Source organism: Stenotrophomonas geniculata, from assembly GCF_034508895.1.
GTDB classification, from domain to species: domain Bacteria; phylum Pseudomonadota; class Gammaproteobacteria; order Xanthomonadales; family Xanthomonadaceae; genus Stenotrophomonas; species Stenotrophomonas geniculata.
The window spans coordinates 3146049-3157983 of the sequence record NZ_CP140571.1; the positions used below are offsets into that span (position 1 = coordinate 3146049).

General features: G+C 67.7%; 17 protein-coding genes. 10 read left to right on the forward strand and 7 right to left on the reverse strand.

The window, feature by feature from the left end; all coding sequences use genetic code 11:
• Nucleotides 1–15 precede the first annotated feature (15 nt).
• Nucleotides 16–516: a M48 metallopeptidase family protein gene (locus RI032_RS14355; RefSeq protein ID WP_049409052.1), complete on the reverse strand. Its 501-nt coding sequence runs from the start codon at nucleotides 514–516 to the stop codon at nucleotides 16–18.
• 62 nt (nucleotides 517–578) lie between these two features.
• On the opposite strand from RI032_RS14355, the gene RI032_RS14360 reads away from it, so the two are divergent.
• Together RI032_RS14360 and RI032_RS14365 are read left to right on the forward strand one after the other, a co-directional pair.
• Complete coding sequence (locus RI032_RS14360) at nucleotides 579–1136, forward strand: DUF2058 domain-containing protein (protein ID WP_019338831.1); 558 nt, start codon at nucleotides 579–581, stop codon at nucleotides 1134–1136.
• 170 nt (nucleotides 1137–1306) lie between these two features.
• Complete coding sequence (locus tag RI032_RS14365) at nucleotides 1307–1573, forward strand: DksA/TraR family C4-type zinc finger protein (RefSeq protein WP_019662141.1); 267 nt, start codon at nucleotides 1307–1309, stop codon at nucleotides 1571–1573.
• Nucleotides 1574–2096: 523 nt separating this feature from the next.
• On the opposite strand, the gene RI032_RS14370 is transcribed toward RI032_RS14365, so the two are convergent.
• Entirely contained in the window at nucleotides 2097–2690 is a 594-nt protein-coding gene (locus RI032_RS14370; protein WP_322547184.1) for a mechanosensitive ion channel family protein, read from the reverse strand.
• A 34-nt stretch (nucleotides 2691–2724) separates the two neighbouring features.
• The gene (locus RI032_RS14375) at nucleotides 2725–2904 is read right to left on the reverse strand and encodes a hypothetical protein (protein WP_043402757.1); all 180 of its coding nucleotides are present in this window, start codon (nucleotides 2902–2904) and stop codon (nucleotides 2725–2727) included.
• Nucleotides 2905–3030: 126 nt separating this feature from the next.
• On the opposite strand from RI032_RS14375, the gene RI032_RS14380 reads away from it, so the two are divergent.
• From RI032_RS14380 to RI032_RS14390, 3 genes are read left to right on the forward strand one after another with little or no spacing between them, the layout of a single operon-like run.
• A complete protein-coding gene (locus tag RI032_RS14380; RefSeq protein ID WP_071306478.1) occupies nucleotides 3031–3609 on the forward strand; it encodes an RNA polymerase sigma factor in 579 nt (192 codons plus the stop codon).
• Nucleotides 3606–4139, forward strand: a complete 534-nt coding sequence (locus RI032_RS14385; protein ID WP_322547185.1) for a hypothetical protein — start codon at nucleotides 3606–3608, stop codon at nucleotides 4137–4139. Before RI032_RS14380 ends, RI032_RS14385 begins: the two co-directional genes overlap by 4 nt.
• Nucleotides 4140–4149: 10 nt before the next feature.
• Nucleotides 4150–5031 carry a DUF4097 family beta strand repeat-containing protein gene (locus RI032_RS14390; protein WP_005414223.1) on the forward strand — a complete coding sequence of 294 codons (882 nt, stop codon included), beginning with the start codon at nucleotides 4150–4152 and terminating at the stop codon, nucleotides 5029–5031.
• A gap of 49 nt (nucleotides 5032–5080) precedes the next feature.
• Here the strand turns inward: RI032_RS14390 and RI032_RS14395 are convergent, their stop codons facing one another.
• From RI032_RS14395 to RI032_RS14405, 3 genes are all read right to left on the reverse strand, one after another.
• Complete coding sequence (locus tag RI032_RS14395; RefSeq protein ID WP_005410566.1) at nucleotides 5081–5263, reverse strand: hypothetical protein; 183 nt, start codon at nucleotides 5261–5263, stop codon at nucleotides 5081–5083.
• An 11-nt stretch (nucleotides 5264–5274) separates the two neighbouring features.
• Nucleotides 5275–5526: a YkgJ family cysteine cluster protein gene (locus tag RI032_RS14400; protein ID WP_005410565.1), complete on the reverse strand. Its 252-nt coding sequence runs from the start codon at nucleotides 5524–5526 to the stop codon at nucleotides 5275–5277.
• A gap of 271 nt (nucleotides 5527–5797) precedes the next feature.
• Nucleotides 5798–7159 carry an Hsp70 family protein gene (locus RI032_RS14405; protein WP_134958903.1) on the reverse strand — a complete coding sequence of 454 codons (1362 nt, stop codon included), beginning with the start codon at nucleotides 7157–7159 and terminating at the stop codon, nucleotides 5798–5800.
• Between the two features lie 182 nt (nucleotides 7160–7341).
• Here RI032_RS14405 and RI032_RS14410 point away from each other — a divergent pair, with 182 nt between their 5' ends.
• Complete coding sequence (locus tag RI032_RS14410) at nucleotides 7342–7677, forward strand: zinc ribbon domain-containing protein YjdM (protein WP_010482882.1); 336 nt, start codon at nucleotides 7342–7344, stop codon at nucleotides 7675–7677.
• Nucleotides 7678–7683: 6 nt separating this feature from the next.
• Here RI032_RS14410 and RI032_RS14415 read toward each other — a convergent pair whose 3' ends face one another.
• Nucleotides 7684–8838 carry a transglutaminase domain-containing protein gene (locus RI032_RS14415; RefSeq protein ID WP_322547186.1) on the reverse strand — a complete coding sequence of 385 codons (1155 nt, stop codon included), beginning with the start codon at nucleotides 8836–8838 and terminating at the stop codon, nucleotides 7684–7686.
• A 228-nt stretch (nucleotides 8839–9066) separates the two neighbouring features.
• On the opposite strand from RI032_RS14415, the gene RI032_RS14420 reads away from it, so the two are divergent.
• The 4 genes from RI032_RS14420 to RI032_RS14435 all read left to right on the forward strand — a co-directional run bounded on the left by RI032_RS14420 (nucleotide 9067) and on the right by RI032_RS14435 (nucleotide 11932).
• Nucleotides 9067–9669, forward strand: a complete 603-nt coding sequence (locus RI032_RS14420) for an HD domain-containing protein (protein ID WP_322547187.1) — start codon at nucleotides 9067–9069, stop codon at nucleotides 9667–9669.
• Between the two features lie 50 nt (nucleotides 9670–9719).
• Nucleotides 9720–9893, forward strand: a complete 174-nt coding sequence (locus tag RI032_RS14425; RefSeq protein ID WP_049398321.1) for an oxidoreductase-like domain-containing protein — start codon at nucleotides 9720–9722, stop codon at nucleotides 9891–9893.
• Nucleotides 9890–10507: a DUF998 domain-containing protein gene (locus RI032_RS14430; protein WP_010482890.1), complete on the forward strand. Its 618-nt coding sequence runs from the start codon at nucleotides 9890–9892 to the stop codon at nucleotides 10505–10507. Before RI032_RS14425 ends, RI032_RS14430 begins: the two co-directional genes overlap by 4 nt.
• A 78-nt stretch (nucleotides 10508–10585) precedes the next feature.
• On the forward strand, nucleotides 10586–11932 hold the full coding sequence (locus tag RI032_RS14435; protein ID WP_275585188.1) for a virulence factor family protein: 1347 nt from the start codon (nucleotides 10586–10588) through the stop codon (nucleotides 11930–11932).
• Nucleotides 11933–11935: the final 3 nt, after the last annotated feature.

An 11935-nucleotide genomic window follows, 5' to 3' on the forward strand; every position in this document is an offset into this window, starting at 1 on the left:
AGCTGCTGCGGCCGGTCAGCGCTGGCCGCGGTTGGCCAGCTCGGTCAGGTACAGGCGGGTATCGAACTCCAGCTGCAGGTAATCCGGCTCCATGTGCTGGCACAGCTGGTAGAAGGCCTTGTTGTGGTCGGCTTCCTTCAGGTGGGCCAGCTCATGCACCACGATCATGCGCAGGAACGCGGCCGGTGCCTGGCGGAACACGGTGGCGATGCGGATCTCACGGCTGGCCTTGAGGCGGCCGCCATGCACGCGGGAGATGGCGGTATGGGTGCCCAGCGCGTGCTTGATCACTTCCAGCGTGTTGTCGTAGCAGACCTTGTTGAGCGGCACCGACTTGCGCAGGTAGCGGTCCTTCAGGTCCTGGGTGTAGTCGTACAGCTGGCGGTCGCTGCGCACTTCGTGCGGGTCGGGGTAGCGCTGCTGCAGCCAGGGGCCGAGTCTGCCCTGTGCCAGCAGGTCGCTGACCTGGGCGACCAGGGGTTCGGGATAGCCGTTGAGGTACTTCAGGACTGCCATGCAGGGGCGGCGGGGCGTCGGTAGAATGGAGCATCCAAGATTACACGCGGTACGCATCGACCATGGCAAAGCCCAACGCGCTGCAGGAACAATTGCTCAAGGCCGGCCTGGCCAAGAAGTCGCAGGCCAGCGCTGCCGCGAGCGCCCAGGCCAAGGCCCGGCAGGGCAAGGCCGAATCGACCTCGGCCGACGTCCAGCGCGAGGCTGAACGGGCCCGCGCCGAGAAGGTCGAGCGCGACCGCGCACTGGCCGCCGAGCGCAATGCCCAGGCCCGTCAGGCTGAACAGAAGGCGCAGGCGAAGCAGATCATCACGGCCCATGCCGTGCCCCACAAGGGCGACGACGAGTACCGCTTCAGCGATGGCGCGGCGATCCGCACTCTGCTGATCGACCCCAAGCTGCGCAAGGCGCTGTCGGTCGGCGTGCTGGTCATTGTCGCCAATGGCGAGGGCTACGCCCTGCTGCCACGTGCTGCTGCCGAGAAGGTGCGTGAGCGCGCCCCGGAGGCGATCATCGTCGACCATGGCCAGCCGGGCTCGACCGCCGAGATCTCCACCGGCAACGCCGAGGACGACGCCTACTACGCGCAGTTCCAGGTGCCGGACGACCTGGTCTGGTAAACAAGAAGGGGACGGAGGGGATTAAGTCGCAATCGGCTTGATCGAACCCATCCGCGCTCTGTTCGTCTTCCTGAAGAGCAGCCGAGCGTGGCTCGGCTCTACATTAAGGCGTGCCTTTTTGCCGGGGTGTATCGTCTCCATATCAGGCGACACACCTGCGGAGGATGGCCATGGCTACCGGTTGGGCGGGAGACGGCGCGGTCCAGGACCAGATCGACGCCACCGTCGACGATGCGATCGCCCGCGCGCGGCGCCAGCTGCGCGAGGGCCCGGGTCTGGAGCACTGTGAGGAATGCGACGCGCCGATCCCGTTGGCGCGGCGCCAGGCCGTGCCCGGTGTCCGGCTGTGCGTGGCGTGCCAGCAGGCGCGTGACGACGAAGAACAGGCGCATGCCGGCTACAACCGGCGTGGCAGCAAGGACAGCCAGTTGAGGTAAAGGTTGTTCGGCAGGGCTGCGCCCTGCACCTGCTTGGAGCAACGGCAACGGCAACGGCAAAAGCGTGCTATCCGTGGGATGGCGGGGTGGGTCCGATTGAGGGGGACGCTGCAAGTACGTCCATGTAAGCTCGGTCGCCGCATCCATGCGGCTCACGCCCCCTCAACCGGACCCACCCCGCCTTCGACAGATTTCCGCGATCTGTCCGTTCTTCTGTAGAGCCGAGCCATGCTCGGCTCAAATCATTCCGATATCGAAATTTTCGATTTCGATGGAAATTTATCCACGCACGGCGGGATTTACCCGATCGCGGAAATCTGTCGGAGGTGGGGCGGTGTCGGAGTGCGGGGTGTCAGCCGCATGGATGCGGCTGCCAAGCCTACAAGGACGTACTTGCGGCGTCCCCGCACTCCGACACCGCCCCGCCACCCCACGGAATGCCAGCTTTTGCTTTTGCTGTTGCCGTTGCCGTTGCCGTTGCTCCAAGCAGGTGCAGGGCGCAGCCCTGCCGAAAACCCCACCCTCAACCGTCGCCCTGGATGCCACCAGGCGCCTGTGCCGGGTCGCGCCAGCGGCGCACCGTGCGCTGGAAGAACAGGTTGTTCGGCAGCTGCAGCACCGTGCCTTCGTGGCCGTCGCCGGTCTCCTGCAGCGTGGTGTAGATCAGGTTCACGTCGATCACCCGGCCCTTCAGGCCCGGCTTCTCGCCGTTCTCCAGCACCTCGATGTAGTCGTGCAGGCGGAACGGGCGGGTGGTGAAGATCAACAGCGTGCAGAAGATGTTGGACAGCACGCTCCACGCCGCGAAGAAGGCCACCGCGCCCACGGCGGCGAAGCCGGTAAACGCGGTCCACAGCACCGACGGCTTCGCGCCGAGCAGGCTGAGGATGTAAAGCAGGGCACTGAAATAGACCACGAAACTGATGATCCGGCGTGCACCCATCACCATTTCGGGCGGCAGCGTGTAGTGCTCGGCGAAGCGGCGGATCAGGCGACGGGCGAGCACGCGCAGGAGCCACGCAACCAGCAGCACCAGTACGATCTGCACGGCGACGCCGGCGTAGTTCAGCCACGGGTGGGTCCAGGCGGGCAGGTGATCCTTCAGCGACAACATCATGGGGCGACTACAGAGGGGGAAACGGCCCCCGATGTTACCCGGCGCGTGCGGGGGATTCGACCGCCGGGGTCCAGGCCAGGCACACCAGCTCCTGGCGGTGCTGCTGCAGGCAGGCGCGGCCGTTGTCGGGGCGCAGCTGCAGTGACAGGCCCAGCGCCTGCAGCAGGACGCAGGCGGTGATCACCAACAGGGCGGCGCAGGATGGGCTGGACATGGCAGGACTCCTGGACGGCAATTTTGCGAAGGACCTTCCATGGATGCAGCAGCCATCAAAAAGGTTGCATGGCATTGATCGTGGATGGGCTCTAAACCTTTTTCCGGGTCGCCGCATCCAAGCGATATGCTCGACATCACCATGCCCGCGCTGCCTGCCGCCAACGACGCCGTCGACGAACCCGCCCTGGTGCGGGCGGCCGCCGCCGGCGACACCGCGGCCTATGAACTGCTGTATCGGCGCCACGCACCCCGGGTATTCGCTGTGCTGTGGCGGCTGTGTGGCGGCCAGCAGGCACGCGCCGAGGACGCGCTGCAGGAAGCGTTCCTGCAGGCATGGAAGGCGCTGCCGGGCTTCCGTTTCGAGAGCAGCCTGTCGACCTGGCTGCACCGGCTGGGCGTCAACGCCGCGCTGATGGAACTGCGCGGGCGTGCTGCCGGGCAGGACCATGACAGCCTCGACGAAGTGGACGGAGGGTTGCAGGAACTGGCGGTACACGACCGCTGTGCCGGCACCGAACGCGACCTCGAACGGGCGCTGTCGACACTGCCGCCACGGGCACGTGCGGTACTGGTACTGCACGACATCGAAGGCTGGAAACACCAGGAAATCGCCGAACAGCTGCAGATGGCCGTCGGCAGTTCCAAGGCACAGTTGCATCGTGCGCGCGGCCTGTTGCGCGCACGGCTGGGAGACATGACATGAATACACACGACCACGATTCCGACCACGATCTACTGGCACGGCTGCGCGCGCTGCCAGGCGAGCGCGACGTACCCACCGATGGCTGGACACGCCTTTCGGCCCAGCTGCCGCCGCGTGCGCCGCAGGCGGCGCCTGCGCCGGGCGACAACGTGGTGGCCCTGCCGAACCGTTCGCGTCGGCGTTGGTGGTTGCCGGTGGGTGCGGTGTTGGCGGCCAGCCTGGCGGTCTACGCCGTGGCGCCGTGGCGCCATGCGCAGCCAGAGGTGCCGGTACCTTCAGCACTGCAGCTGCAGGCGGCGGCGATGACCGAGCAGTACCAGCAGGCCGTTGCTTCGCTGCCCGATGGACGGGCGCCGGAATGGCAGCCGGCCCTGCACGAACTGGATGAAAGCGCGGCGCAGATCCGTGCCGCCCTGGCGCAGGACCCGCGTGCGCCGCACCTGCTTGGCCAGCTCAAGCGCACCTATGCGCTGCGGCTGGAACTGACCCGGCAGGCGGCCTATGCCGCCGAGTCTGGCTTGACGACCTGAGGAGACCCCCATGACCCGAACCCTGATTTCCTGCTGTGTCGCGCTGCTGCTGGCCCCTGCCGTAGCACTGGCCGACACCCGCATCGACGAGCGCCACACCCTGGCCGCGGGCGGTCGCATCGAGCTGAGCAACGTGGCCGGCAAGGTGACCGTGCGTGGCTGGGACCGCAATGACGTGCAGCTCACCGGCACGCTCAGCGACGGCCTGCAGTTGCGCCAGGAGAAAAGCGCCAACCGGGTGCGCTGGGAGATCGAATATCCGCGCCGCAGCAACAATGGTGGCGCGACGCTGGTGCTGAACGTGCCGCGCTCGGTGGAGCTGCTGCTGAGCACGGTCAGCGCCAGCCAGGACATCAGTGGCATCGATGTGCGACGGCTGCAGGCCGACACGGTCAGCGGCAGCCTGAGCGCAGCTGGCCGCAGTGGCGACAGCAAGCTCAACACGGTCAGTGGCAGCGTCAGTGCACGCCTGCAGACGCCGAAGCTGGACGTGAACACGGTCAGTGGCCGGATCGAGGCCGGCGGCGGGGTATCCGGTGATATCGGTGCGCAGACGGTGTCTGGCCGGGTCGAAGTGGACGCCGGGCGCGTGCAGCGGCTGGCGGTGGAGACCGTCTCGGGCAGCATCGATCTGGCAGCAGCCGGATTGGCACCCGGTGGCCGCATCAATGTCGAATCGGTCAGTGCCTCGGTCACGCTGAGCCTGCCGCGCACGGTGTCGGCACAGCTGTCGGTGAACAGCTTCAGCGGGTCGATCAACAGCGATGCCGGGCAGGTGGAGCGGCCGCGCTATGGGCCGGGCAGCCACCTCGATACGCGGCTGGGCGGCGGCGACGGTGACATCCGCATCCAGTCGCATTCGGGCAGTGTGCGGGTACGCCTTGACCGCTGAGCCCAATCCGGCAGGCCGCGGCGGCAGCGCCGCCGCGGTCAGTGTTGGGTCAGCTGGCCTTCTTCAGTGCCCAGGTGGTGCCGAGGACTTCGATCTTGCCACCGGCCTTGCGGAACGCTGCCAGGTCCGAAGCGATCGAATCGCTGCTGACCACGGTGCTGGCGGCCGCGCCCTTGCGTTCGCTGCGGATGCTGTTGCTGGCCTTCGCGGGGGTCTTTGCCTTGCGGGGCATGGTTGCTCCTGTCAGGTGGAAGGGGAGGAAAGCGCCCAGGCATCGGCCTGGCGCAGGTAGTCCTGCCGCTCGCGGCGGCAGTCATCGCCGCCCATCGAAAACTGGCGGCAGATCGCCGGGCGCTGCGAATAGATCGTGCAGCGCAGGTGATAGGGATCGATCGCCGCACACCAGCCTTCCTCGTTGCGCGCCATCACGGCACGGCCGTGGGTGTCGCGTGACAGGAACTGGCCAGGCACGTGGTCGCCGGGCTGCAGCAGCACGGGCAGCCGGCAACAGACCGCGTCACAACGGCGGCAGTCGATGGGTGCAGGTGCTGCGTCAGGTTGTAAGGCCACAGGGGCCTGGCGGGTGCCCAAAGCGGGTCTCGATGGCGGCTCAGGTGCTGCGCGGACCATGAACGAGCCAGGAAGGCATGGCCGCTAGGCCCGCAGGGCGGGCCAGGCTGCACCGTGGACACACACCGGCGTGGCCGGTGGAAGGTGCAGCGGAGTTCTAGCCGACCAAGAGTAACTTAGACCGCGTAACGTTTTGTTAATCCTGGCTGGCTGCCGCCAAGGCCAGGCCCTGGACCACGCCCAGCGAGGGCTCGCCGTGGACCATGCGGGCGCCCGGGAAGGCCTCGGCCACGGCCTGGCGCAGGTAACCGGCGCGGGACATGCCGCCGGTGAGGAACACCGCATCCGGGTCGCCCCCGATGTCGCTGCGGACCTGCGCCAGCAGTTCCCGGATCTGCTCCAGGTAGCCATGGGCGGCGGCGGCCAGGCCATCGGCGCTGCTGTCGGCATGCAGGTCGCGGGCGATGTAGTCCAGTGTGCTGCGGTGCTCGCTGGCGGCGCTGAGGGCGATCTTGGCGCGTTCGACGTCGCGGTACAGCCGCGCGGTGTTGCCGATGTCCTGCAGCGCCTGCAGGCGGTCGCCCCACGGTGCGTCCACATGGTCGTACTTGTGCAGGCGGAACTCGCGCTGGCGGGTCATGTCCTGCACGGTGGCCGCTTCCACGTAGTGGTGGGCGGGCACGCGGGTGATGCCGCGGCCGAACAGCGGCATGTAGCTGGACAGGCTCAGCGCCAGGTCGATGTCGGTACCGCCGCGGGCGATGCCCCAGGCGCGGTGGATGCGCGGGGCGTCGTCGCCGCCGACTTCGGCATGCGCGATGTCGGTGGTACCGCCACCGATGTCGACGATCACCGCCTGGTGCCGCTCGCGGCTTTCGGCGTGGTAATGCATGGCCGCCGCGGCCGGTTCCTCGAGGAAATCGATCTGGTCGAAGCCGGCCTGGGTGGCGGCCTCGCGCAGGATGTCCAGCGCCTGGTCGTTGCCGGCCGCACCGATCGAGCTGCGGAACTGCACCGGGCGGCCGAGCAGGGCGGCACGCAGCGGCTGGCCGAGCTGGGCGCTGGCGGTCAGGCGGATGTGCTCGAGGATGTGTGCGGCGATGCCGGTGATGGTCTGCTTCGCGCGCGGGTGCAGGTTGTAGCCCAGCATCGACTTCGGGCTCTGCACCAGGTTGCCTTCGTGTTCCTCGAAATAGGCTTCCAGCGCGTCATCGCCGTAGACCGCGTTCTGCAGCAGGTCGCTGGCGCTGCGTTCCTTGCCGGCGCGGGCTTCCATCCATTCCCGGCGCAGTGCGCGCAGGGCTTCGCGGCGCAGTGCCTGTGGCGTGCGTTCCTGGCCGGCGGCACGGGCTGCGCGCGCGGCGCTGTCGATCATCTGCTGCAGCTGGTGTTCCTGGCCGTCATCGAGCTGGAAGTCGTCCGGATCGGGCACCACGCCGGGGAAATACACGCTGGTGCGGAACTGCTCGGCATCGCCGAAGCGGATCGGCAGCAGTTTTCCCTCATGCACGATGGCGGCGGCGGAGTTGCTGGTACCGAAGTCGATGCCGAGGCGCATGGGGAGTTCCGGGGGCGATCAGGGGCCGCGCACTCTGCTGCAGTTCGCCGCCGACTGCAAGTTCCAGCGGGCGTGCTGTTCTGGTCCGGGTCCAGTGGGCAGCCCGGAGCCCGCCCGGAAAAGGGCCGGGGAAGCCGGCCGGTTACAATGGCGGCTGTTGATTCACTTTGAGGTATTTGCTGATGTCTTCTGCCCCCGCCTGCCCGCAGTGCACCCTGGAAAACACCTACGCCGATGGTGCGCTGTGGATCTGCGCCGACTGCGGTTTCGAATGGACCGCCGAGGAAAGCGCCGGTTCCACCCTGGTCGTGCGTGACAGCAACGGCAATACCCTGCAGGCCGGCGACACCGTCACCGTGATCAAGGACCTGAAGGTGAAGGGGTCTTCGATCCCGCTCAAGCAGGGCACCGTGATCCGCAACATCCGCCTGGTCGAGGATGATGCCGAGCACATCGAAGGCAACTCGGACAAGATCAAGGGCCTGGTCCTGAAGACCTGCTTCCTCAAGAAGGCCTGATCACCTTCAGCGCCTGGCCTGCTGCTGCGCGCGCCAGCGGGCCAGGCTGTCCAGCTTGGCCTGGTAGCGCGCCTGCTCCGGCGCGCCCCCCAGTTCCTGTGCACGCAGCAGTTCGCGATCGGCGCGCTTGAGCTGGCCAGCCAGGAAATAGACCCGCGCCAGCCCGAAGTGGAACTGATGCGCGGTGTCATACAGGCGCACGGCCTGCCGGTAATAGCGGATCGCCTGGTCCAGCTGGCCGGCCCGTTCGGCCTTGGCGCCGAACATGTACTGCGCGAACGGGTCTTCGCGCTGCACCGATTTCAACCGGCGCTCAAGTGACTGCGCCTGCGCGGTCAAGCCCAGGCTGCGGAACAGCGCGGAGGCATTGGTCAGTGCGGCATCCTGGCGGCCGTCCAGCTGCAGCGACCGGTCCAGCGCCTGCCGCGCCGCCTCGTTGTTGCCTTCGCGGTGGTCGAGCACGCCGAGGTTGTTCCACACTGGAGCGAACCCGCTGTCCTGAGCCACGGATGCGTCGAAGAATGCACGCGCGCCGCCGAAGTCACCGTCGGCGAGGCGCTCCGCACCCCGGTTGTTGTAGAAATGCGCCAATGCCCGCGCACGGCTGACGGGAACCGGCCCGCGGCGGTCATAGAGCACATTGCGATCCAGGTCGACGGTACCGAAACGCCCGCCGACATCGACGCCGGCATTGACGTGGCCGACGCTGTAGACCACGCCCGCGTTCTGGTCCTGGTACCAGGACACCACCTGCCCGACTTCCTGCACGCGGGCCTGGATGCCCGCCTCCCGCGCAAGCGTCACGAACAGCAGGGTGAAGGCCAGGCAGTTGGCGCGGCGGTGCTGCCAGATATCGCTGACGGTGTAGGTCGCATTGGCGTCGTACTGCAGGTCCAGCCCGTGCTGGTCGAAGATCATCTCCACGAGCGCCTGCAGGCGCTGGTCGCGGGAGTAGCTGCGCTGGATCACCTGCTTCTGGAGCATCGCACGCAGGTCCGCGGGAATGGCGAACACTTCTTCCGGGGTCGGCACGCGTGCGGCCGACACGGTGATGGTCGGGGTCGTCACCACGTCGGCGGGCGGTGCCTGGCCTGCGCCGAAGGCAGGAGCACAGAAGGCCAGCAGCGAAAGGGTGAGGCAATGGGCGGCAGAACGGTACATGACGGTTCCCGGCAGCGGCGGGCGCTCCCGCCTGGGGCGAGTGTATTCCCATGGATGCCCAGCTGCAGCGACCGTTGGTCGGCGCCGCGTTCATCCACAACCGATGTGGACCAGCGCGCGACAAAGCTGTGGACAACTGGCTCCGGGCCTCGCCTGGCAAGCGTTGTGAGTGTGTGGTGAAAAAACCGCCAGCTTGCCCGGCGCCGGCACAGGCGGGATGATCCGGGCATGGACTTCTCACCGCTGACGCTTGCCCCGGCGCAGTGGCAGGCGCTGCAGGACAGCTATGCCACGCCGCCACGCGCCTACCACCACTTCGGCCATGTGCGCGCGGTGCTGCAGCACTGCCAGGAGGTGGCCGACGGCCCCGGCTGGAAGCAGCCGGCCGAGATCTATCTGGCCGTGCTCTATCACGACGCGATCTACCAGGCGGGGCGCAAGGACAACGAGGCGCGTTCGGCGCAGCTGGCCCTGCAGGCGATCGCACAGGCGCCGGCGCTTGCCGGTGTCGACGCTGCTCGCGTGGAGCAGTTGATCCTGCTGACCGCCCGCCATGGCGCGCTGGGTCCGGAGGATGTGGATGCCGAGGCGGCGCTGTTCCTGGACTGCGACATGGCGATCCTGGCTGCACCGGAGCCGGTGTTCGCCGCCTATGACCGTGGCGTGGCCGAAGAATACAAGGGCGTGGTGCCCGGCTTCCTGTACCGTGTCGGCCGTCGCCGATTCCTGCAGGGCCTGCTGCGCGCACCGCGGATCTTCCTCAGTGAGTTCTTCCACCAGCGCCTGGACGCGGCCGCCCGTGACAACCTGCGTCGCCAACTGGGTGGTTGAGCCGGCCCGGTACACTGGTGTCCTGTTTCCAATGATTGTTGTTTCCGACCGTGTCCGTTCCTGATCCCGATCCCCGCCCGCTGCCACCGGAAGAGCCCGGTCCCAACGAGTGCTGCGGCAGTGGCTGCCCGCTATGCGTGCTGGACCTGTATTCCGATGAGCTGCAGCGCTACCGCAAGGCACTGGCCGAGTGGAAGACGCGGCATCCCGAGGCCGCACCATGAGCCGTGCGCGCCCGGCGGCGGTGCTGGCACTGGTGGCGCTGCTGCTGTTCGTGGCCACCGCGCTGTGGACCCAGGTCGCGCGCAGTGATCTGGACTGGGTGCGGGCGACCTTGAGCCTGTACCTGCACGGGCCGTGGGGGCTGGCGTTGCGTGCTGCCTACTGCCTGCTGGCGCTGGCCATTGCCGCACTTGGCATTGCGCTGTATCGCGGCAGCATCGGCCCGCGGCGCAGTGCGGCCGCCCCCTTGCTGTTCACGGTTTCCGCGCTGGGCCTGGCGACGGTGGCGATCGGCGACAGCTGGCTGCCTGAAGCGACGCCGCTGCTGGCACCGTTCATCCATGGACTGGCAGCCAACACGGCGTTCCTGTGTGCCAGCGTCGGCATGCTGTTGCAGGCCTGGTACCTGCGCCGCGAACCGGGTTGGCAGTCCGCCGCGGGCCTGCTCTGGGGCTGGGCATGGCTGGCCTTCGTGCTGCTGTGGCTGCATGTGCTGTGGCGTGGTGGACCACCGCGTGGGCTGGGACAGAAAGTGGTGATCGCGGTGATCGTTGGCTGGCTGCTGTATCTGGCGATGGCCCTGTACCGTCGCAGCCGCCAGGCCGCGGCCCACTGAATCCCCAACGGCCTGCGCAGGTACGTGCCGTGCACGCGGCGGCGGCGTATCGTGTGCGCATTCCATCGGGGATGCGATATGAAGCGTGCAGGGCTGGGCAGGGCAATGGGTGTGGTACTGGCGCTGGCCGCGCTGCCGGCGACGGCGGCCGTGACCCCGCAGCAGTTCAGCCATGGGCGGTTCGAGCAGATTCCGGTGCACATGCCGGCCGGCACGCCGCAACGGGTGGTGATCTGGTTCCACGAACCCACGGCCGGCGGTGACACCAGCCGCCTGCCGATCGAGGCCCTGCGTGCCGATGGCGCGCTGGTCGCGGCAGTGGACATTGCGCACCTGCGCGGTGTGCTCAAGCGCGAGGGGGACCCGACCTGTTCGTTCGGTTCCGGTGACGTCGAGAATTTCTCACGCTGGCTGCAAGCCTCGCTGCATCTGCCCGGCTACCACCTGCCGCTGGTCGGCGGTGATGGCGAAGGTGCCGAGATGGCCTATTCGCTCGCGGCGCAGGCCGATACCCAGGTGTTCGCCGGTGTACTCACCACCGGCTTCTGCCCGGACCACAACCACCAGCGCATGGTCTGCGGCGATGGTGTGAAGCACAACAGGCTGCAGCCTGCCGAACTGAATTTTCCGTGGTTGAGCGCGGCAGGTGATCACGGCTGCAAGGTGGGCCGGGCCAACCAGTTCGTGCAGCAGGTCGCCATGGCGCGCGAGTTCAAGCGCACTGCGCGCGGTGATGCGTCACCGGGCCTGGTGGCTGCGGCACGGGTGATCGGCGCGCAGGCCGGCGTCAGCCTGGCCCCCCCGCCTGCTGCACTGAAGGGCCTGCCGGTGGTGGAAATGCCGGCGACCGGCAACGGCGATACGCTGGCGGTGTTCGTCTCCGGCGACGGTGGCTGGGCTGGCCTGGACAAGAACGTGGCGTCGTCACTCAACGAGCATGGCGTGGCGGTGGTCGGCATCGATTCGCTGCGTTACTTCTGGAGCGAGCGCACACCGAAGGGCTTTGCGGGCGACCTGCAGAAGATCATCGACCACTACCGCCAGCAGTGGCACCGCGACAAGGTGATGCTGATCGGTTTCTCGCAGGGCGCCGACGTGCTGCCGGCCACGATCAACCAGCTCGACGCCGGTACCCGCGAGGCGCTGGAGCGCATCGTGCTTCTGTCGGTGGGCAGGAAGGCCGACTTCGAATTCCATGTCAGCAACTGGCTGGGCGGTGGCGGCGACGGCCTGCCGATCGCGCCGGAAGTGGCCAGGCTGCCGGCGGAAAAAACGTTGTGCGTGTACGGCGACAAGGATGAGGACGCACTGTGCCCGGACCTGCCGGCCAATGACGGCGTGCGGAAGGTGAAGCTGCCGGGCGATCACCATTTCGGGGGGGACTACGATCGCTTGGCCGAAGTGATCCTCAAGGGCGGGGCGTAGCGT